Origin of the sequence: Sporocytophaga myxococcoides DSM 11118 (assembly GCF_000426725.1) — a bacterium.
Lineage (GTDB): Bacteria > Bacteroidota > Bacteroidia > Cytophagales > Cytophagaceae > Sporocytophaga > Sporocytophaga myxococcoides.
In genome coordinates this window covers 597,988-621,119 of record NZ_AUFX01000003.1, presented here as the reverse complement: position 1 = coordinate 621,119, position 23,132 = coordinate 597,988, and the positions used below count along the sequence as shown (strand labels likewise).

The 23,132-nt window shown below is 35.8% G+C and carries 18 protein-coding genes; 17 read left to right on the top strand and 1 reads right to left on the bottom strand.

The window, feature by feature from the left end; genetic code table 11:
• Nucleotides 1–26 precede the first annotated feature (26 nt).
• From K350_RS0102320 to K350_RS0102260, 15 genes are all read left to right on the top strand, one after another.
• Nucleotides 27–410, top strand: coding sequence for a DUF1398 family protein (locus K350_RS0102320; RefSeq protein WP_028978543.1), 384 nt, complete (start codon nt 27–29; stop codon nt 408–410).
• A gap of 266 nt (nt 411–676) precedes the next feature.
• On the top strand, nt 677–1,543 hold the full coding sequence (tyrS, locus tag K350_RS27045) for a tyrosine--tRNA ligase (RefSeq protein WP_211236704.1): 867 nt from the start codon (nt 677–679) through the stop codon (nt 1,541–1,543).
• 98 nt (nt 1,544–1,641) lie between these two features.
• Nucleotides 1,642–1,887: a hypothetical protein gene (locus K350_RS32660; protein WP_211236703.1), complete on the top strand. Its 246-nt coding sequence runs from the start codon at nt 1,642–1,644 to the stop codon at nt 1,885–1,887.
• A 93-nt stretch (nt 1,888–1,980) separates the two neighbouring features.
• Nucleotides 1,981–3,111, top strand: coding sequence for a sensor histidine kinase (locus K350_RS27040; protein WP_051312777.1), 1,131 nt, complete (start codon nt 1,981–1,983; stop codon nt 3,109–3,111).
• Between the two features lie 380 nt (nt 3,112–3,491).
• On the top strand, nt 3,492–3,782 hold the full coding sequence (locus tag K350_RS0102305) for a hypothetical protein (protein ID WP_156026860.1): 291 nt from the start codon (nt 3,492–3,494) through the stop codon (nt 3,780–3,782).
• A gap of 521 nt (nt 3,783–4,303) precedes the next feature.
• Nucleotides 4,304–6,511 (top strand): M6 family metalloprotease domain-containing protein, encoded by a 2,208-nt coding sequence (locus tag K350_RS27035; protein ID WP_081670849.1) that lies wholly within the window; start codon nt 4,304–4,306, stop codon nt 6,509–6,511.
• A 468-nt stretch (nt 6,512–6,979) separates the two neighbouring features.
• Complete coding sequence (locus K350_RS0102295) at nt 6,980–7,885, top strand: SH3 domain-containing protein (protein ID WP_028978541.1); 906 nt, start codon at nt 6,980–6,982, stop codon at nt 7,883–7,885.
• Between the two features lie 319 nt (nt 7,886–8,204).
• On the top strand, nt 8,205–11,540 hold the full coding sequence (locus K350_RS30685; protein WP_051312775.1) for an esterase-like activity of phytase family protein: 3,336 nt from the start codon (nt 8,205–8,207) through the stop codon (nt 11,538–11,540).
• A 74-nt stretch (nt 11,541–11,614) separates the two neighbouring features.
• A complete protein-coding gene (locus tag K350_RS0102285) occupies nt 11,615–13,543 on the top strand; it encodes a cytochrome-c peroxidase (protein ID WP_051312774.1) in 1,929 nt (642 codons plus the stop codon).
• A gap of 11 nt (nt 13,544–13,554) precedes the next feature.
• The gene (locus tag K350_RS0102280; protein ID WP_051312773.1) at nt 13,555–13,917 is read left to right on the top strand and encodes a c-type cytochrome; all 363 of its coding nucleotides are present in this window, start codon (nt 13,555–13,557) and stop codon (nt 13,915–13,917) included.
• 134 nt (nt 13,918–14,051) lie between these two features.
• The gene (locus tag K350_RS0102275; RefSeq protein WP_028978538.1) at nt 14,052–14,774 is read left to right on the top strand and encodes an SDR family oxidoreductase; all 723 of its coding nucleotides are present in this window, start codon (nt 14,052–14,054) and stop codon (nt 14,772–14,774) included.
• A gap of 27 nt (nt 14,775–14,801) precedes the next feature.
• Nucleotides 14,802–14,981 carry a hypothetical protein gene (locus K350_RS32800; RefSeq protein ID WP_245598408.1) on the top strand — a complete coding sequence of 60 codons (180 nt, stop codon included), beginning with the start codon at nt 14,802–14,804 and terminating at the stop codon, nt 14,979–14,981.
• Nucleotides 14,969–15,247: an SRPBCC family protein gene (locus tag K350_RS32795; RefSeq protein WP_245598407.1), complete on the top strand. Its 279-nt coding sequence runs from the start codon at nt 14,969–14,971 to the stop codon at nt 15,245–15,247. The genes K350_RS32800 and K350_RS32795 overlap by 13 nt, the downstream gene beginning before the upstream one ends.
• Nucleotides 15,248–15,427: 180 nt before the next feature.
• Entirely contained in the window at nt 15,428–17,308 is a 1,881-nt protein-coding gene (gene mrdA / locus K350_RS27020; RefSeq protein WP_081670864.1) for a penicillin-binding protein 2, read from the top strand.
• A gap of 15 nt (nt 17,309–17,323) precedes the next feature.
• Complete coding sequence (locus K350_RS0102260; protein WP_028978537.1) at nt 17,324–17,521, top strand: hypothetical protein; 198 nt, start codon at nt 17,324–17,326, stop codon at nt 17,519–17,521.
• A 52-nt stretch (nt 17,522–17,573) separates the two neighbouring features.
• Here K350_RS0102260 and K350_RS0102255 read toward each other — a convergent pair whose 3' ends face one another.
• Nucleotides 17,574–19,556 carry a T9SS type A sorting domain-containing protein gene (locus K350_RS0102255; RefSeq protein ID WP_028978536.1) on the bottom strand — a complete coding sequence of 661 codons (1,983 nt, stop codon included), beginning with the start codon at nt 19,554–19,556 and terminating at the stop codon, nt 17,574–17,576.
• 153 nt (nt 19,557–19,709) lie between these two features.
• Here K350_RS0102255 and K350_RS0102250 point away from each other — a divergent pair, with 153 nt between their 5' ends.
• Nucleotides 19,710–20,084 carry an SH3 domain-containing protein gene (locus K350_RS0102250; RefSeq protein WP_028978535.1) on the top strand — a complete coding sequence of 125 codons (375 nt, stop codon included), beginning with the start codon at nt 19,710–19,712 and terminating at the stop codon, nt 20,082–20,084.
• A gap of 199 nt (nt 20,085–20,283) precedes the next feature.
• A complete protein-coding gene (locus K350_RS27015; protein WP_051312772.1) occupies nt 20,284–22,803 on the top strand; it encodes a glycoside hydrolase family 9 protein in 2,520 nt (839 codons plus the stop codon).
• The last annotated feature ends 329 nt before the right edge of the window (nt 22,804–23,132 follow it).

Below are 23,132 nucleotides of genomic sequence, written 5' to 3'. Positions count from 1 at the left end.
TCATTACTTGAACGAAAATATAATATATGACTGATTTACACAATAAGATCAATGAACTGTATAAAAGCTCTAAGAGCTATCCGGATCTTGTCAGGAATCTCACTGCTATTGGCGTCCAATCATATAGCGTGGAAGTGTCTTCTGGAATAATATTATATAGATTTGAAGGAGGAGAAAATATTTTACATAGTGCTGTATCTATTCCCAGGGAAATATCTGAGACCTTTAATCGACAGCTTGTTTTGAATGCACTTAAAGATACTCAGGAAGGAAGAACCTCTTATCCTGAATTTATGGATGATATTGCTTTTGCAGGGGTTAGGTTTTATGAAGCGACTCTTAACGGAAATAAGAAAAGAGTTAATTACATAGGCATTGGTGGAAATTATGAAGAGGTAATTCCATTATAGTTAAGTTAAACGAATCTCCAGTTTTTAAACTTTCATACTTCGGTTTGGTTAACAGAAAAAAATGAATTAATTTAGATTATCCTTAAAACATAATATGAAGAATTTAATGCAATCCTATTATACCTACGCTTACTATTATCTGATAGTCAGAGCCGGGGATTGCTATAACTTTAGCTGATAATAAATAATCATTATTATAATCAAAAGCCCCCGACGTGTCGGGGGCTTTTTTGTTTTATATCCTGTTCAAGAATATTTTATATAGTATGAATCATATATTAAAAGAAAATGTCGAGATCATTTTTCTAGAAAACGGACTTGATGAAAAATTAAAGCAAGCTGAATTACAAAACAGAAAGCTTGTTGTAAAATTAGGGTTTGACCCAACAGCTCCCGACCTTCATCTGGGCCATGCAGTAGTATTAAAAAAACTCAGGCAGTTTCAGGAGCTTGGTCATTTGATAGTCATTATCATTGGAGATTTCACAGCACGTATTGGTGACCCTACCGGGAAAAATAAATCCCGTCCTCCTTTAAATGAAGACCAGGTTAAAGAGAATGCGAAAACCTATGTCGCTCAGCTTTCAAAGATTCTTGATATAAGTAAATGTTCTATCAGATACAATTCAGAGTGGCTTGAAGGAATGAATCTATCCAATGCTATTCAATTGTTATCTCAGGTTACGGTTGCTCAGATGATGCATAGAAATGATTTTAACACCAGGTTTGAAAAGGGGATTCCTATTTCTTTGCATGAGCTTGTATATCCGATTTTACAAGGTTATGATTCTGTTGAAATAATGGCTGATGTAGAGATGGGAGGGACTGATCAGTTGTTTAATTGTTCTGTAGGCCGCCAACTTCAGGAAGGTAAAGGGAAAAAAGGACAGGCTGTCATATGTATGCCTTTGCTTAAAGGAATCGATGGCTCTGATAAAATGAGCAAATCTCAAAATAATATTATCGGCCTGACTGATCATCCTAATGAAATGTTTGGTAAAATTATGTCCATCCCAGACTCCTTGATTGTAGAATATCTGAAGCTGGTTACTGATTTTGCTGATGACGAGAAGATGGATAACATACGTCAGCTATATGAAGGTTTGAATCCTATGGCCTTAAAAAAAGAATAGGGGTTAATGTGGTAAGCCAATACCATGGTTTGGAAGAGGGGCGTCTTGCTTTAGATTTTTTTAAAAATCAATTTCAAAAAAAGGGTTTTGATGAAAAGATGTTTACTAATATCCCTGTTACAATAATTACCACTACATGCTCAGAAAAACAGATTCAATTGATTGATCTATGTAAAATAATTAAAAAATCAGAAAGTAAATCAAATCTAAAAAGACTTATAGAATCAGGTAGTGTAACTATAAATGGTATTAAAATAATGGATATATATAGCAAGGTGAGCTTAGATATTCTTCCTGTAAAGATGAAGATTGGCAAAAGGGATTATTTTCAGTTAATCCCTTAGCATAAGGAATAGTATGGATATTGGCAGCTTAAAGGGATTTATCTTTTATTAACTTATTCTTACTGCTCAGGTTATCAATGAAAACCTGAGATAATGATTTACGAAGATAATAACAGAGCTCAGAAAGACATTGATATAAAGGTGTTTAATCAAATTCCTTCCGAAAAATCAGTAATCCTTCGTTCTATCCTTGAAAATTCACTGAATTCTGCCATCTTCATTCTTGATGAAAATGGTTATATCCTGGAGATTAATAGAGGGGTTTCAAAAATTTTCGGATATAGTATAGATGACCTAAAGGGCAAATATTTTTCTATATTATTTACACCAAATGACAAGTCTGATAATTTACCGGAAAAGGAACTATCGAATGTTTTGGAAGCTGGGGCTTCAACTGATCGCAATTTCATTGTGCATAGATCAGGTAAACATATATGGGCTCAGGGAGAATCAGTATTACTGCACAAGGACGGAATAAAATTTATAATTAAAGTGATAAATGACCTGAGCAGGGAATATGAGCTTGAGCAATATAAAAATAAAAGCATTAAAGATCTTAAAATATTTGTATATACAGCATCGCATGATCTGAAAGCCCCTATACTTAATATTGAAGGTCTGATTGATAGTCTGGAATCTGCTCTCATCAATAATGAAGACTACAGTGAGATACTAGATTTAATTAAAAGTTCTATCGGAAAGTTTAAAACCATACTTAATGACTTATCTGAAACTGGAAAGGAACAGGAAAAAGGTGAGCAGGATGTTTATGAGGGTGTCTCCTTCCAGGAGATTGTAGATGAACTGCTTTTTGCCTATAATAAACAAATAGAAAGTATTGATGCAACAATAACATGTGATTTTGTTAAAGCTCCCATCATACACTTCTCAAAAAAGAATCTCAGAAGCATTATTCAGAATCTTTTATCAAATGCAATAAAATTCCGGTCTTCACAAAGAAAACTTCAAATAAAAATGTCTTCAGATAAAACTGATGAATATATTATTTTCTCGATAGAAGATAACGGTATTGGTATTAAGGAGTCAGATAAGAAAGCCCTTTTCTCTATGTATAATCGTCTTAATGAGAATATTGAAGGTAGTGGTGTGGGCTTAGCAATTGTCTCAAGAATTGTCGATAATAATGGAGGAAAAGTGGTGATAGATTCTTTTGAAGGCAAAGGAAGTAAATTTAATATTTATATTAAGGATAACCCTTCTTAACGATACATTGATTGAGTAAAAGTTATTTCTAATATGATTGGATTGTTAACCAGATTTCTGGGTTCATAAACTAATACAAAATAAACCAGAGGAAGATATTTATTAATGTGGCAGGCAAAAGCACAATCTATAATATAAAATTTACATCATTCTTTGTCACGCTCTGAAAAACATCCATGAATGTATATATAATATGTATGATACTGACTAGTTATTTCTTCTATCTTATCCACGTTTAATTGTTTCAATAATAGTGTGTTATCTGAGTTTGGCTTTTAGTATTCATATAAAATTTTTAAACTTAAATTTTATATGAATGAAAAAAACACTTTTACTATTTAGTCTGACTTTTGCGGGCCTATCATTTTCACATTTTGTTTTTGGCCAGTATAACCAAGCCAAGGTACATTGGCTGGAATTGGGGAGTGCCTGCCTCCTGGAATCAGGTAGCGCCTATAATACAACCTCTCATTAATCCATCTCATCAGGATTATGGCTCTTTTAATGTCATCGTTGTTACAAAAGGAGTAAATATTGAATCGAGTTATGATTCTTGGGCCAGTGGTTTCTATGCAAGGAAACTTTTCGTAGCTGCCAAGTCAGGAGTATATAGTTTTATTTGTACAGATGGAAATCATTTGAAATCAATTCAGAAAGTCGTAAAGCAATAGGTCGTCTCCTCTAAGTGTCACCACAATACAGGGAGGAAAAGCTTATATGATGGTACTTTTATATAGCATAGTTACCCTTAATATTGGATTATTTGGAGTTCCTATTGTATAGGGCACAATATAAATTGTAGTAAAAAGACTATTTATTTTCTGTTTTAAAGTGCTCTCTTTCTACGATAAGAAGGGTGTAACACTTTGAGCAAGAACAATAAATTATATTATCAATACTCTTGACCAAACTGATGCTAACTTTTAATTCACCTGATTATTTTTTGTAATGTAACATTGGTTACCAATCATAATATGACTACCTGATAATTTAGCAACAGATAAAGCAGCTATTCAGAGCATCTTCATGTTTGTCTGTTTTATAACCGGTTAATAGAACAATCATAAATGTTAGATAAATCATTGCAGGCAATGACCTCGTGGGTCTTGTGAAGCTACTGCTTTGTCAAAAAATGAATATCTCATACATGAATATGAGTTAAATCAATCTATCAAACAAAAAAAAATAATTTATGAAAATGTATTTTAACTGTATCCGAAGTGTAATTACCATACTGCTGATCGGAACATTAATTCAATTTGCTCAGGCTGCACCTTACAGAGGTGATCAGTTTGTATTTAAACAACCAGACGGATCACTAATAAAAGTAAAAGTATGGGGAGATGAATATTATCAACGCATAGAGAGTGAGGATGGATATACTCTTACAAAAGAAGCTGATGGCTGGTTCTATTATGCATTACTTTCAGAGGATCATCAGAAACTGATCAGTACCGGTATAAAGTTTACTGGGACTGACATTTCAAAGGCTAGAAAGGATGCAGGAGTTAACGCTTCAAAGCTACCTACAGAAAAGGGGCTTGAGCTCAATACTCAGGCAATCAGAAAGGCAAGAGCTGAAAGTGCTGCCAAATATGGGAAGAAAACCTCTTCTTTAAGGACATCAGGCGTACCGTCCGAAGATTTCATTCAGTTATCAGGTAATGTAAAGGGATTAGCTCTGCTTATAGATTTTCCTGATGAGCCTGCTACCATTCCTGCTGCAACAATGGCCAATCTCTTTAACCAGAATGGCTTTAACGGGTTCGGCAATAATGGCTCAATAAGAGATTATTTTTATGAAGTTTCGGGTGGTAATCTTAACTACACCAATCAGGTTCTTGGCTACTATAGGTCTACAAAGCCAAAGAGCTATTATATGGATGTAAATAACCATAACGTACAGGAGCTGCTTCACGAGGTTCTTGAGTGGGCTGATACCCAGTTAGACTTTTCAACACTTACTAATTATGACGGAGAAATCCTTGCTATCAATTTCATGTATACTGGGTATGCTCCATGGAAAACTGGTATCTGGCCTCATAAGGGTGGTGTTGACTTCTCTGCAGATGGCGTTTATACAGGGGTTTATCAGATTACTAATATAGATGCTTCTCCGACGATTGCTACTCTTTGTCATGAAAACGGTCATATGCTTTTTCATTGGCCAGACTTATATGATACTGATTACCACTCTTACGGATTAGGCGACTACTGCTTGATGGCTTATCAGGGAAGTGCAACCAATCCTGTATATCCGAATGCATATCTGAGAACAAGTGTTGGCTGGGAAACTCCTGTATCACTGAATGGTCAGACAGGAAGCGTTACAGTGAATGCAAATGCTCATACTTCCTATGTATATACAAATCCGAATAACAGTGATGAGCTTTTTGTAATAGAAGCACGCACAAAGACAGGAAGACATGCGGCTCTTCGTGATGAAGGACTTGTAATCTGGCACGTAGATTTAGCAGGAAGAAACAGCAGCCCTCAGATGACACCTGAAAGTCATTACCAGATTTCGATTGAACAGGCTGATGGCATATTTGATTTAGAGAACTATGTGAATGGGGGTGATGCATCTGATCTTTTTGATGCAAGCGGCAACTCAACCTTTAATGCAAACTCATTCCCAAATTCTAACTGGTGGGATGGAAGCCCTTCAGGATTGAATATCACTAATATCAGCGCAGTAGGATCTACGATGACTTTTGACCTTGGTTCTACTACATCTACTGCTTGCAGATTCGGAACACCGTTATCTACTTCCCTACCAACAATATATTATACTCAGTATAACAGAGTTGATGTTGTAGGCAGCGGAGGACCGAACCTTAACAATATGAAATATTTTGCTGTGAACTGGGATGCTGTTAATAATGGCTTATATAATTTTGTCATAGAAACCTTTAACGGCGTACCATCTTATTATCTTGATCTGAAGTTGTTCAGCACAGCCACATTCAACACTCCGGCTCCTAAAGTAACCATTTCAGGTTCAAATATTCCAAAACTTGATGGTACTTATTATGTCGGACGTCATAATGGAAATTTTGTGATGTCTGAAATATCCGGATTGTTTACACTTTACTTCAGCAACGGATCTTCAGCCCCTGTTTGCCCGAGCTCATCCAAAGTTGCCTATATGGATGAATTGTCAGGAACAGATCTGGTACCAAACCCTGCGAGTGACCATGTTGAATTGCTATCAGATGTAGATATGGCAGGAGTTGATATTAAGGTTGTAAATGAACTGGGAAGTGAGATTGCTGTACCTTATTCATTAACTGGAAAATCAATTTCTTTTGACGTAAGCAATGTAAAGGCAGGTTATTATTCTGTATCTCTAAAGATAGGAGAGACCCTTGTAACCAAGCGACTTGCAGTTGTTAAATAAATTTAGTTCCGGATTAATATTGATGTCATTGTTTTAAGTGATGGCATCAGTTTAATATGTTTCCATCAAAAAGGCTGTCCTCATATTGAGACAGCCTTTTTGATTATTTATACTGATGTTTTATTGCCTGGTTATTTTTAGCATCAATTCATCAAAATTGGATTGATTTATCTTAATGAGATAAAGGCCAATTTCCAAAGAGCTTTTTGGGATAGCTTATGGCTGTATGGTATGACGAACCTTTTAGGTGATAATTATGAGGTTTTTCTGAATTAGCCAAGTGCTTAATTGTCAATATGGAGAAATAATTTTTTGTATTTATTTTCCTTTATGGTGTTCCTTAAATAACCATGAAGAAAGGTGCAAGTAAAATTTTGTTATATTGTATGACCTAAGCATTGGGGCAGTCAAGGGAACATAGAAAATAGAAAGATACATTTTGGTACACATAAGTCGTGATACTTGAATATGAGAATCATAATAGCTATATCAATCATTATTTTTACATCTTGTACTGAGCCCAAATCAAGGGTTGAAAAAGAAAACGTTACAACCTTGGATACTTCAGTTACTAATATTGCCCAAGCCGATACTTTCAAAACCGATTCAATCAAGACCGATACAATCAAAAGACAAATTGAATATGATCATTTTTTAAAACTTGATGAATATAGGGTTTATTATAAAACAATAGTCCAACCCGTTTCATTTTCAACAATCAGCCCTGTTTATTCCCAACCTGATACTTCAAGTCAAGTAATAGATTCCCTAAAATTTAATACCTCATTGGTGCCAATATTGGACACTTATGTCGACGAGTGGATTGGAATTCAATATGGTAATCAAAATGCATATATCCGTTCAAGTGATGTGGCATTGTATTCATTTAATTCACAGTCAAAAAAAATGAAGTATTTCATCCGTGGTTCTATTATATATAAATATGACCTTACTCAAAATATATTTATTGATACATTTCAAATAGAAGGATTTGCTCCTGATTATGCTCAGCAAATAAATTCATTAAAGTGGAAAAATGTTGATTTATTGTTGTTGTTAGAAAGCCACGGAAATTGTTGTGGGTGTTCTGATGTCGGCATTTACCTTGTCGATGCCAATGGAAAATTAGATATTATGTTTAAAACCTATCAATCAAATTCCGACTTAGAAGGAGAAGAATATTCAACAAATGTTTCACTTCCTCAAGATCCTCAATTTGATAATATAATTTATAGCGAGTATGATTATGGAGAATTGTTCGACATGAATAATGAACCAATACTTGATAAGAATGGAGCTAGAAAAATGGGAGTAATAAAAGATATCAAGAAACATTATAAGTGGGATGGATTTAAAGTTGTAGAACAAAAATGAATTCAATGGAAATAAAGAATGCAACAAATTAGCCGGCTAATTTTGTTTAAATCCTCAGTATAGTTTATTTCAATATTTTACGGCTATTAGCTGGTAAACTACATTAGTAGATATTAAAAAAGACTTTGTAAGTCCTTATAGATTATAGAATTTAAGTTGTTTTTAATAGTTTCTACTGTCGAAAGGTTAGATCTTTTGTACTAGATTCCTTTACCCATTCTTAACAAACCCTTCCTTTTTCTTAATCAACTCTTAACAAACCTAAGGCAATAAGTTAACCTAGCGCAAGTAGTTTTATGCCATTAAACTAAACAAAATAATGAGACTACGATTAAATACTACTTTATTAAGTATTGCTGTGGGGTTGCTGACACCATTGATTAGCAAGGCACAGGTTTCCTTGTTGCAGGATTATGTGAATAACAAATCCGCATCTATCGGAACGTTCCAGGGTATTAATTTTCGCGAAGCCGGATTTTCTAGTTTATATCCGATCGCTAATACCAATGGAAAAGAATTCTGGACTATTTCAGACAGAGGAGTAAACGTTGATTGCGCCAGCGCAAATCCGGCTGAATGTCATCCTACTTATGATAAGTTGTATGCATTTCCTAGCTATGCTCCTAAGATTCATAGAATAAGAGTGAGTGGCGATTCCATCCAAATCTTACAGTCAATTACTATGAAGCGTCCTGACGGAACAACTGCAACAGGATTGCTTAACCCTGCTGGTTATGGAAGTACAGTAGCTGAGTTGAATAGTATAGATACCGTTCTTACCTGCGCTAACTTTGCAGCAAAAACTGCTGCTAAAGATATCTGGGGTATTGACTCTGAAGGTATTGTTGTAGATAAAGATGGCAACTTCTGGATTTGCGAAGAAGGTGGACCAACTATCTGGAAGCTGAACAAAAACGGAGTTGTTGTTAAAAGATTTACTCCTTATGCAAATCTTCCTGGTGCTCAGCCTGAAGATGTTGCTATCGACACTGTATTTAAGTATCGTAAGAACAATCGTGGTTTTGAAGGTATTTCTATTACTCCTAATGGAAAGATATATGCCATTATACAAAGCCCGATATTATATCCTACTGCAGCTGTAGGTGAAGCTTCAAGAATTCATAGAATATTAGAAATTGATCCGGAGACAAACGCAACAAGAATGTTCGCTTATGTAAACGAAGGTGTTATCGGTTCAGGAGCTAATCAAGTAAGATTGAAAGACTGGAAAATAGGTGATATGGCTGCTATCAATAACAATGAGTTTTTACTTATTGAAGTAGGTATCAGGGGAACTACAGATAGCAAGAAAATTTATAAGCTAGATATCAGCGGTGCAACACCGGTAACATCTGAATTATACAATGGTAAAACATTGGAAGCATTGGTAGATGTTGCTGGATTAGATGCTAATGGAATTGTACCGGTTGGAAGAACTTTGTTCTTAGACTTAGTAGCAAACGGTTGGCCAGCAACTTTGGATAAAGCTGAAGGTCTGGCTATTATTAATGACAGTACTGTTGCAGTTTGCAATGATAATGACTATGGACAATCTTCTCCAAATGCAGATGGTATAGCAGTTGCAACCAGCAATCTTAGTCATATGTTTGTTTTTGGTTTAAAAGGCGCAAATAAACTATCTAACTATGTGCCATTTGCTTCTGCTTTAGCGGAAGGTACAACTGGTATTAGTACTTCAACGACACCTTATCTGGTTCCTGTTACTTCTGGTGTTAGATTAACTTCTATCCTTACAACGAACGATGTAATAGGAGGATATAGAATGTGCGGTACACCTGATGGACTTGGTGCATTTGATAACCATGATGGTACTTTCACTCTTTTAATGAATCATGAGTTTGGAAATACAGCTGGTATTGCAAGAGCTCACGGATCAAAAGGAGCTTTTGTTTCTAAGTGGGTTATTAACAAATCCGACTTATCTGTGATAAGCGGTAGCGATCTAATACAAAATGTAAACCTGTGGAATGGAACAGGATATACGACTTATAACAGTTCAAATCCTTCACCATCGGCAGCATTTGGTCGTTTCTGCTCTGCAGACCTCCCAGCTGTTTCTGCTTATTACAATGCGAAAACAGGATTGGGCACTCAAGCTCGTATTTTCATGAATGGTGAAGAAACTGGTAACGAAGGTCGTGTAATGGGGCATATTGCTTCAGGCTCTGCTTCCGGAACTTCATATGAGCTTCCTGCATTAGGAAAGGCTTCATGGGAAAACTTAACTGCAAGACCTGTTGCAAGTGATAAGACAGTTGTTGTAGGTATGGACGATTCTACTCCAGGTCAGGTATATGTATATATCGGAAGTAAAACAGACTCAGGATCTGATGTTGAAAAGGCTGGATTGACCAATGGAAAACTTTATGGTGTTTCAGTAACTGGCTTATTAAATGAGGTTAGTGCTAGTGTTCCTGCTGAAGGTACAGCATTTACATTAGTTGATCTTGGAGATATCAAAAACTCGACTGGCAGCGAGATCAATACTAACAGCAATAACCTTGGGATAACAAACTTCCTGCGTCCGGAAGACGGAGCATGGGATCCTTCTAACCCTAACGATTTTTATTTCGCAACAACGAATGCAATTACAAGCCCAAGCCGTTTGTGGAGACTACGTTTCTCAGATACCAACAATCCTGAAGCAGGTGGAACCATTGAGGCAGTACTAGATGGTACAGAAGGTCAGAAAATGTTGGATAATTTAACTATAGATCATTATGGTCACGTTCTTCTTGTCGAGGATGTAGGAGGTAATGCTCATATAGGAAGGGTTTTGCAATATGATATTGCTACGGATGTATTAACTACAGTTGCAGATCATGATCGTACTCGTTTCTTAACCGGAGGTGCTAATTTCCTTACTCAGGACGAAGAAGCGACAGGCATCTTAGATATGCAAGAAATTCTTGGCCCAGGAATGTTCCTGACTGCTGATCAGGCGCATTATTCTATACCTGGTGAAGTGGTAGAAGGTGGACAATTATTAGCATTGTTTAATCCTGCATCATTTAATGCAAATCCGGAAATCAGTTTAACTGCTGAAAATGATTTTGGAACAATTACTACCGGAAATACAACTACTCAGGATGTTACTATTTCTAATACAGGCCCTGGTGCTTTAAAAATTAAAGCAATTAATTTTTCAGGAACTGATTACGTATTGGATGAATCATTGACTTTCCCAATTATCATTGCAGCTGGAGAATCTCAGAGCATAGGTGTTGAATTCGCTCCACTTGCTGACGGTACTCATAATGCAACTATGACAATTGTAAATAATGACTTTGATGAATCAAGTGTAGAAGTTGCATTGACTGGTGTTTCAGTTGAGCCTGGAGACATTACAGGTATATACCCTTCAGGCACTCTTGCTGCTACTGGAATTCAGATATTCCCTAACCCGGCAGGTGACCTTGCTACAGTTTCTATTACTATGGAAAAAGCTGAGCGTGTAACCATTTCTGTTATCAATGCAAAAGGTGCTCTTGTAGCTCCAGTTATTGAGAAGGATTTAGCAATTGGAAAAACTGAGGTAGCTCTTTCTACAGCAGCCTTACAAAATGGAATTTATTTTGTTAAGTTATCCTCTGCAAGCGGTACAAAAAGTGTAAAAGCCGTTGTGGCTCATTAATACAAAACTAATTGAATGGAGATCCGGCAATGGATCTCCATTTTATATTTTGTATGAATAAAATTTTAGTGATAATGAATAAAAATTACCTCATCCTTCTTTCCATATCCTTTATTGCTTTTATAAGCATCTCTTTTAAAACCTGCCTATTGAATGAATCAAATTATAATTCAGGATATCATCACAGGCTATATGAGTTTAAAAGGGACCAGTCAGAACTATTAGATTTAATCCGAAATTCTGATCTTAACTCACAAGCTAATATTGATATAGTAAAAGACAAGATTAACTCCTGTCGGGTATATTTAAAGAAGATGGACTTCTGGCTCCGGTATCTGGAACCAATTTCCTATAAAAAGATTAACGGACCTCTTCCTGTAGAATGGGAAACTGAGGTATTTGAAAAATTTGAAAAACCATATAAAAGGGAAGGAGCAGGACTAACACTAGCCGCTTTATATTTAGAGGATCCGAATATAGAAAAGGACTCGTTGTTAAGCTTGATCCAGCAATCATACATTTCCTCTTCCGTTTTCTCCACAGATTCTATAGCTGATGGATTAAAATCTTATCATCACTTTTTTCTTTGCAACAGACTTTTTCTATTAAATCTTTCGACAATTTATACAACGGGATTTGAATGCCCCGATACTTCTTTGGTGGTTCCCGAGTTGAGAACAATGCTTAGAGAAGTAAAGAGAATTAATCAATCTTTTAATGAAAGTTTTCCGGAGACTCCGCTCGGTGAAAAGTATCTTTCTTTGTTTGATCGAATGGTTGAGTTCTCAGAGAGCCAATCCTCCAACTATAGTGAGTTTGATCATTTTACTTTTTTGAAAGTTTATGTAAACCCTTTGTTTGCAATGAATCAAGGCTTTATTAGGAATTATAAAGTGGTTTCTAAAAGTTATATGGATTATTCATTGAATAAAAATTGCAATTCTATTTTTAGTAAATCTCTATACATAGGTCAGAATCCTAAAGGAGTTTTTATGAGAGTTAAAGAGGCAGATGCATTAGCGAAAATTGACAGAGTAGGAAAACTTTTGTTTTACGATCCTATTTTATCTGGCAACAATAAGAGAAGCTGTGCATCGTGTCATAAGCCAACCGAATATTTTACGGATACCATACTAACCACTTCTCTTCAATTTGACAGGCAAACTACCTTGAAAAGAAATTCTCCATCGCTTATTAATGTGGAGTATAACCATTTAATCATGTTGGATGGTAAGCACATTTCCCTTCAGAACCAGACCAAAGGAGTTATTGAAAACCCTCATGAGCTTGGAAGCAATGAGAAAGAGGTTTTGCAAAAGTTAATGAGTTGCAAGGAATACAAAAATGCCTTTGGAGGCCTTTTAAAATATACCCCCCAGGAAAAAGAAATTACTTTTGATCATATTGTTTCAGCGGTTACTTTCTATTACAGCAAGTTTAGCAAATACTATTCTCCATTCGATGAATCAATGAATGCTGATATAGTACTTCCGGTTTCTGCCAAACAAGGCTTTAATTTGTTTATGAGTAAAGCGCAATGTGCAACATGTCATTTTGTTCCTTTGTTCAATGGAGTTAAACCACCTTATACCAATTCTGAGTTTGAAGTTCTTGGAGTTCCGGATGTATCCAGTCCAATGAATCTTAGTATGGATAAAGGAAGGTTCGAAGTTCATTCAGCCAACGAAACGAATAATGCATTTAGAACTGGTACCGTTAGAAATGCGTCACATACAGGGCCATATATGCATAATGGAGCATTTAAAAATTTAAGAGAAGTAATTGATTTCTATGATGCAGGTGGAGGAAGCGGGAGAGGATTAGATGTACCTAATCAGACACTTTCATCAGACTCGCTTCATTTGTCTGATGCTGAAAAAAATAAGCTAATAGCATTTATTTTTTCATTGGATGAAAAGATTCAATTTGAGAAAGCCCCTGAAGTTTTGCCACAATCAAAAGTAAGTGGGTTGAATAATAGAAAAGTAGGAGGAGAATATTAATCAGTATTATTATGAAATTTTATTTTGTTGTGGTAGGAATCTTGTTGGCTGTTTGTTTTGTTCAGTGCGTAAATCAAAATAAGGTAACCTATGATTTGCCTGAGGCAATGCTACCCCATGTAAAGCAGGAATATCTTTCCAGATGTGAAAAAGGGAAAATACTTTATGATATGAATTGTGCTGGTTGTCACAATACAAAAGTGAAAGGAAAGGTAGTAGTTCCTGATTTTACCCCAGAGCAGCTAAAAGGGTATGAGCTTCGTATTACCAATGCAAGGCATTCAGAGACATTAACTGACACGACAGTTACAGAAGAGGAGCTTGGGATTATTATGACTTTTTTAAATTATAAGAAGAAGAATGATAGTAAGTGAAGTATAAATTATCTTTTCTTTTCAATTATCTCTCTTAACCATCCAGTATCCAACAGGATGGTTTTATATTTTATAAACAATATTTTATATTTTAAATTAATACCCCATATTTATCAGGTGAAAAATTAACTGAAATGAAAATCACAGGAAAAAAGATATTGGTTACGGGTGGTGCAAGTGGCATTGGATTAGGTCTCACAGAAAGATTTATTAGTGATAACAATACCTTAATCATTTGCGGCAGAAGGGAATCTGTGCTGAAGCAAGTACAAAGTAAATTTCCACAGGTAATAATAAAAACATGTGACCTTGCAGCAGAAACAGATAGGATAGCTTTATACAAATGGATACAGGAAGAACATCCAGACCTTAATATTCTGGTTAACAATGCCGGAATACAAAATTGGATGGCAGTTACAGACGATGATTTTTATTCTAAAGCAATGGAAGAGATCGAAATAAATATTAAGGCTCCCATCCATCTTACATCATTGTTTATAAATTTAAAATCACTTGAAACAGTTATGAATGTAACTTCCGGGTTATCATTTACTCCTTTAGTTAAAGTTCCTGTTTATTCAGCAACTAAAGCATTCTTTCATTCCTTTACTTTATCATTAAGAAAGCTTTTACAAAGTAAAAATATCGATGTGATAGAAATAATTCCTCCTGCTCTTAATACAGACCTTGGAGGAAAAGGACTTCATGATTTTGCTCCACCCGTATCAGATTTTATTGACTCCATTTTTAAACAAATTGAAGAAGGCAATAAAGCATTAACATTTGGTTTCAGTGAGAATATGGTAAAAGCAGGTCCTGAAGAATTGAAGCTGGCATTTGAAAGAATGAATAATTAAATTTAAGTTTCTGAAATTTTAAATTGAATGGAAAAAATTATAAAGAATACTGTTGAGATTAAAGCAGGGAAGGAGCAGGTCTGGGATATGCTTATCAATCCTGAACAGACAAAGAAGTATATGGTTGTGAAACCGTATCAGATTGGAAACCAGGAAGTCCTTTATTATGGAAAGGACACTATGAGGGAAAGGATATGGTTTTCGTAAAAGGAACTATCCTGGAAATCAATAAAGGGAAACGTTTAAAATATACAGTTATAGATCCTAATGCATCTTATCCTGATATTCCTGAGAATTACTTGAATGTAACGTATGAACTTTCTGAAAGCAATGGTAAAACATTATTGACAGTTACTCAAGATGGATATGAGACTGTAGCGGACGGAGAGAAACGATTTAATGAATCCTATAATAATGGTGAAGGGTGGACTCCGATCCTGGTTGCAATTAAAGATCTTCTGGAAAATAGTTAAGATATAATTTGATAGATTAATTATCAAAGGCATTGAATAATCAATGCCTTTTTTTATTTGTATCCCAATCAAAAAAGTTCACATTCGAAAAAATATTTTCATTTTATAGATAATTGAAATAGTTACATCATTATGGAACTAATCAGCCTTAATAGTCCTTTCAATAGGATTATTAGGAATATGGAAAGAAAATTCGTAGTACAAGGAATCTTTATAGTTGTAGCGGCAATATTTATCATACGCCTTTTTTTACTTCAGGTAGCCAGCTCAGACTACAAGGAAATGGCTCAGCGTAATGCTACAAGGAGGATGATAGACTATGCCCCTAGAGGTGTAATTTATGCAAGAGATGGAAAACCTCTTGTTACAAACACTACAGTATTCGATCTAATGATTGTCCTTAAGGAGACCAAAATTAAGGACACCACAGAGTTTTGTCAGAAGCTACATATGACTAAAGATGAACTCTATAAAGTTATCAAGGAAATCAGAAAAGATAAGGCATGGTCTCGTCCTACGGCTTTGATTAAACAGTTATCGTTTAACGACCTCGGAAGAATTCAAGATGTACTTGTGGATTATAAGGGATTATATACTCAAACCAGGATTATAAGAAATTACGAACAGCATGTAATGGCGAGTGCCCTGGGATATATTGGAGAAATCAGTAAGAAACAACTGGATAATCAAAGTGAAAACTATTATTCTAAAGGTGACTATTTGGGTATCAGTGGTCTGGAATCTTTCTATGAAGAGGAGTTAAGAGGCAGGAGAGGTGTTAAATATTTGATGGTAGATGTGAAAGGTGCCGAGAAAGGATCTTTGTTAGATGGTAAGTATGATACCATACCTGTTCCTGGTAAAGACCTTTACACTTCTATAGATGGAGATCTGCAAGCTTATGCCGAAAAACTTATTGCTTATAAGAAAGGAGGTATAGTTGCTATTGAGCCTTCATCCGGTGAAATTCTTGCTTTTGTTTCTGCACCTACATACGATCCGAATATGCTTGCAGGAAGGAAGTTTGCAAAAAATGCTTTTGCTTTGCAGAAGGATACGTTAAAGCCTTTGTTCAATAGACCTTTGATGGCTAAGTATCCTCCTGGATCTATATTTAAATTGGCTCAGGCGCTAATAGGGCTTCAGTTGGGAGTGATCAATGAACATACTTTATTTCCATGTAATAAAGATATGGTCAATTGCCATAATCATGCCTCTCCACTTGATTTAAGGGCATCAATACAGCATTCCTGTAACCCTTATTATTATCAGGTCTTCAGAAAGATTATCAATCAGGATAAATTTGCTGATAAATTTAAAGATACAGAAGTTGGCTTCGAAGAGTGGTATCACTTAGTCAGAAACTTTGGCTTTGGACAAAAGCTTGGCGTTGATATACCTAATGAAAAAGCAGGATCTATCCCAAGCAATGCTTTTTATGACAAGATTTATGGTCATCATCACTGGAAGTTTTCTACCATATATTCTCTTGGTATCGGCCAGGGTGAAATAGGTATGGTTCCTTTACAAATGGCGAACTTCGCAGCATGCCTGGCCAATAAAGGATATTACATTGCACCGCACTTTGTAAAGGGGATAGGGAAAGATCATGCGCTTGCTGAAAAGTATAAAGAAAAGCACTATACGGGTATTGATTCCAAATATTTTGACATAGTTGCAGATGGAATGGAGAGAGTTGTTAATGAAGGAACTGCAGCAGCTTCTAAAATCAATGGAATTACGATTTGCGGAAAAACAGGAACTGCTCAGAATCCACATGGAGAAGATCACTCTGTCTTTATTGCTTTTGCTCCAAAAGAAAATCCAAAGATAGCTATCGCAGTTTTTGTTGAAAATGCAGGATGGGGAGGTGCTTGGGCAGCTCCGATAGCCAGCCTTATGATTGAGCAATACCTGACAGATACTGTTTCGAGGGGGCCACTGGAAAAGAAGATTCTGGAGAAGCATTTTTATGAACCAAAGCCTGTTAAAAGAACAATTGAGGTTTTTGCTAAAGAACATGATAAATCAAAAGACGTTAACAAAGATAAACTGAATTAAAAGTCAATAGCTGCGATGGAGGATAAGGAAAAGTTAAAGGAAATATTGTTCAGAAAAATGGAAGAACTTTCAGAAGAACAGCTTAGAAGCGTAGATATTTTTCTGGATTATTTGCTGAATGAAATGTATACAAATTCTGGTAACCAGAAGGAAGATTTGTTTCTAAAAAAACTAGATGAGAAGAGGAAAAACGACAGAACTAAATTTTTATAATTGAATAACAGCAAAGCTTCCGGTAGTTGGAAGCTTTGCTGTTTATTACTGTTTATTTAGTAAGAACAATTTTTTTGATGTACTGCTTCTTGCCAGAAGTATACTTGCAAATATAAACTCCTTCTAAATATTGTGAGCCATTCCAGTTAAACTGAATAGTTTCGCCCTCAGCAACATTAGCTTCTAGTAATTTTTCTACAAGAGTTCCATCTGCTTTATAAATTTCTGCCTTGACAATTCCACTTTCATTATTCAATACAGAGAAAGAAAAATTATCTGAAGATGGGTTAGGATAAGCTTCAAATTGAGCAGCCTCAGGACTTGAGATATTATTGATGTCATATTCTGCATCTGCACTTCTCAAAGGAGGTGAAGCAACTACATATACAAATACATTGCTAACAGGTCCCGGAGCCCCTGTTCCGCTTGGTAAAGAATAAGGAGTTGCGCTGATATTATAGTTACCTGTTGTTACAGGCCATGGGTTGTAATCGCCATCAGTGTCACCTGCAAGTGAGAATGGAGCTATATTTTCTGTTCGGTATGGTATTGAATTCAGATTAAATACAACGCTTCCCGGTGTCGTTGAGGGATTCCAACGAACATTTATATTCAAAGTGTCAGGCTTGAATATATAATCATTGTTGTGCAGCCAGGCAATATCTTCATTTGTGGTAGCATTGATAAGAGTAAAGTATGGAACGTTGGTAGATGGTTTTGTAGGATTGTAAAACCATAGTCTTAGCTTTCTTTCCTCAGGATCAGGTGAGAATGCTAATCGAGTGGTGAAATACACATTTCCCGCAGCATTCCTGATATTATTTGATCCAGCAAATGATGTCCCATATAGCTCTCTGAGTGATTTAGAATTTTCTGTTGTCAGGTCAGATTGATATATTTCATCAAAGGTTTCAACTCCGCTTACTGTTGCATTATCTGTAAAGAAAAAGAGTTTATCAGTGGACTCCAGCACAGATCCGTAAAAGAAATCTGAGAAAGTATAAAAATCAACGGTTCCAGGTGTTGTACCATCGGATTTTTTCAATGGTAATTGAAATAAGCTGCTGGCTGTCATGACAAGCGTGTTGTTCGTAATAAATATCGGACTCAGAGCTATATCAATAAAGATATTATGTTTTATTTCAACTGTGCCTAGGCTAGTACCATCGCTACTCCATAAAGATACAAAGTCAACTCCGGTGTTTTCGATGAAATAAAAATACAGTTTATTCTTATATTCCGTAAGTTGACTGAACTGAAAGGTAACAAAATCATCGCTGAAAGATTTTATGATGCTTGTTCCAGCTGTAGTACCATTGGATTTCCAAAGTTCTCCATAATTGGTAAATCCTATTGTATATTCATTTGAAAAGAAGATTGTACCGTTTACATCTGTCAGGTCAAGACCAAATGCAGTAAATGGAAGGTCTACAGCCATTACTGTACTAGCCGTTGAGCCTGTGCTTTTCCATATATTAAATCCTCCCGGCCCTCCAAATGCAGGGAAATACAAGGTACCTGATGATATGATAATATTATTTGCCAGACCATCACCTCCACCAGGGTTTATATCTTTTACTATGTTAAGTGTATTGGATAGGTTTAATCTCCATAGTTCGTAACCACGAACACCATCATCTATACCTAAGTATAAAGCGCCATTATATACGATCAATGGTTTGATTGTAGGATAGGCTGCAATTTTGGTTGTATTGACCCCTGTACCATTGGTGCGCCATAAGGCTGTTTTACCATCTGCCTGCAGGGTGGTAAAGTAAATGAAAGTACCTAATCTTAAATCGGTAACATTTATAAATGGTTCTCCTGTCTTTTTTATAAAATAGGTTGAAGCTGCAGTACCATTAGAGGTCCAAAGTGAGTCTGCGCTTGTGAAAAATAATCGACCTTCCGTTGTTGTAAAGTTTGTGCTTCCTGTCGGAATTACTTTCATCAAAACAGGTTGAGCATTGGCTTTTCCTAAAACCAATGAGGCAATTACAGACAGAACTGTCAGTGTCTTTTTTAAGATTTTCATTTCAGGTTATTTGGTTGAGCTCTAAAAACTATTGCCATGTGTAATTGTTTGTTTATCAAGAGGTCAACAAAATGTCCTTTTGTTGAAAATTGAGATATCCGATTTTATGAATTTACCGTATAATGTTATTAATGAATATAAATTGAGCACACTATGCGCAAAACTTTACTTTTAGTAGGAATTTTTATTCTTCAAATAAACTTTACTTTAAAGGCTCAGGAAAACCTTTATAAAGTATCGAATATCAGCGGAATTAAATTGAGGGAGGTTCCGGCTGCAAATGGTCAGTATGTTGTGTACATTGCAGAGAACGAAAGTGTCTTATTGCTTTCTAAGCTGCAAGGTGATTGGTGCAAGGTAAAATACAATGGGAAAATTGGCTTTACCCTTTTCGAATATTTAAGAAAGGCAGAAGTCAAACCAGTTGGTAAAGCTGATACCACCAAAGTTGCTCCGGTAATTGAGAATCCTAGTAAAGAAAAAGAAGGAAAACACCGTAAACAGAAGGAAAAGCATAAATCAAAATAAAATTAAACCCTTTCTTAATGGAGATAGCCTTTATTAAGAAAGGGTTTTTTATTAAGACTTTTATCATTCATTTTTTGTAAGCTATAAGTTATCCTTCTGACTATTAAGTTTCTAAAAGTATTTATTGAATTTTAATAATAAAAAATATAACTTTTTTGTACAAAAATGTATTTTTGTGCCATAGTTAAGCTTCTATAGAATGAATTCATTACGAATACTACCGCTCTTATTTTTTATTTTTCTGGGAATCAATCTTTATGCTCAGACGGGCATATTAAATGATTTTTCTGGGAATTCCACTTCCGGATGGGCAGGGACCAACCCTTCGCATTTTGTATTAAGTGCAGCAAATCAGGAATTAAAAATAAACTGTTCAAGTGCTGGTTATGACAATCTGGAATATGAATTTTCACCGATTTCTATTATTGCCAATCCAGCAGTTTCTATTAAAGTAAAAGCAGCAAGTAACTTTAATTTAAGAGTCGATTTGCAGGATGCCTCTGGCAAATGGACAGGGCTTGCTTCGCAATCAAAGCTGGTAACGGGAAATGGAAGTTATCAGACACTCTCATTTGATTTTAAGAATAAATTTCCTTCAGGGTTTGATGCTGCTCACATTGTTACAGCTACCTTTTTCTTTAATCCAGGCACCAGTTATTCTGGAACTGTATATTTCGATGATGTAACTATCGGCGATCCGTTACCTTTTTTGCCAGGTAAAATATTGATTAATCAAATCGGCTATGAACAGGAAGGTCCCAAAGTGGCTATTTATCAATCAAATCTTACAACACTCTCAACAGATAGTTTTTATGTCGTGGATAATAGTAATAATATTGTATTCAAAGGGCTTGGTACCTCTGTTGGACAGGTAACGGGATGGACTACAGGGAATTATTGGAAGTTAAACTTCTCCGACTTTGAAAGTACAGGAAGTTTTAAAATTAAAATGAAGGCAGGGAATCTGTATTCTTACTCATTTAAAATTGATCAGAATCTTTTATTTAAAGAGACAGCTTCCAAAGTTGTTTCATTTTTTAATAAAATGAGACATACCGGATCATCAGACAAAACTTTACCATTTAATGGTTCCAGAAGCGGAACTGTTGACGTACATGGTGGCTGGAAAGATGCGACGGGGGATCCCGGCAAACACATGTCACACCTTTCTTATGCCAATTACTTCAATCCTCAGCAAATTCCATTTGTAGTTTGGAGTCTTCTTAAATCTTATTCATTAAACCCCGACGCCTATGCTACTTTTGATGAAGCATTATTTTCCGAAGCTGCATTTGGCGCCGATTATATCGTTAGAAATGTTGATCCTGCAGGTTATTTGTATTTATCCGTATTTGATGACTGGGGAAATTCACCCATAAGACAGATAACAGAGTGGGGGCAGGCTCCTGCCTGCGACTATTGCCGTACATCGAACTATCAGGCAGCTATGCGTGAAGGTGCAGGTATGGCAATTGCTGCATTAGCAAGATCATCAAGAATGAACATTACTGTAGGAGAGTATACACCCTCACAATACCTGGCTAAAGCAGAAGTCCTTTACAATCATTTGAAATCGCCTGGAGCGAGTGGGTATGCGACGAAGAATTTAGAATACTGCAACGACCATACTGAAAATATAATTGATTTTTACTGTGGTCTGCTTGCTGCTGTTGAATTATATAAGGCAACTCAGAATGCTGCCTATCTTGCCGATGCATCAGCTTATGCGACTAAGCTTATGGCATTGCAAAAAACGGAAGGATATCTTTCTTCAAATGTTGCAGGTACCAGACCATTTTATCACGCAGCGGATGAGGGTTTACCTGTTATTTCTTTAATTGAATATGCCGAGGCAAATCCTTCTCAAAAATCTGCTGTAGCAGGCTTTATTTTAAAATGGGTAGATTGGTATAAATCTCTTTCAACCGAGGTGAACAATCCTTTCTCATATGTAAGGGAATTTGGTAGTCCTTATATTGATGGGAGTTCATTACCTGCAGTTAAATCGTTTTTCCTTCCTCATGCTAATGAAACCGGCTATTGGTGGCAAGGAGAAAATGCCCGTCTGGCCTCTATGACAAGTGCATTGCTTGCATCCTATCGATTCCTCGGAAATTACGACTTTTCAGGAGATTTTGACAATGAGTTTGCCATCTCGCAAATTGACTGGATTTTAGGAAAAAATCCATTTGATGTTTGTATGATGACAGGTGTTGGTACCACTACTTATCCTACATATCTTGGTGGAGCAAAGGATCAAAACTATGTAGGAGGAATTTGTAATGGTATTACGGCTAAAGATAAAAGTGAAAGTAATATAGATTGGGCTCCATTTGCAGCTTCTGACTGGCAAAATTGGAGATGGGTTGAACAATGGCTTCCTCATGATGCCTGGTTTATGGTCTCTGTAGCTCAATTAAATTCTATTGTAGAAGATGTTGAACCTCTGCCTTTAAATATTTCTGCATCCGATAGTGAAAAGGAAGGAACTATCATCTGTTACCCTGTGCCATTTCAAAATGAGCTTTCCATGCAATTGCCTTCAGGAGTATCTCCAGAACTAATTAAAATAGTGAATGTATTGGGTGATACACAAAAGCTTATCGAGAATCCTTCTGGAAATACATTTAGTATTTCGACTGAAAATTGGGCCCCGGGTCTATATTTTGTTGAAGCGCATGTTCAAGGCAAAGTAAAGACCATTAAAGTAGTAAAATAATCATTTTACTCGTTAGTATTTATAACCCTCCTGATAACTTGGTTTTCAGGAGGGTTTTGTTTTTAAGAACCAATTAAACCTGCCTAAATTAACCTATAGCTTCATTTACTTATTTTTCATATACAAATTATTTGAAAGCATAGAGCAACTAATATTAATTAATGACCAAACAGTAAAAATTAAAGCTTTAGTGCTCTTGATCTCTATAGTTTCTGTTTAAGTAATTGATTGATTTTTAGCTATGTATTTAAGTAGGAAAGTTAGGCGATCGCTCCCATAAATATGATTTAGAGAAGTGGACCCAAACTTGTTATTTATTTGACAGGACT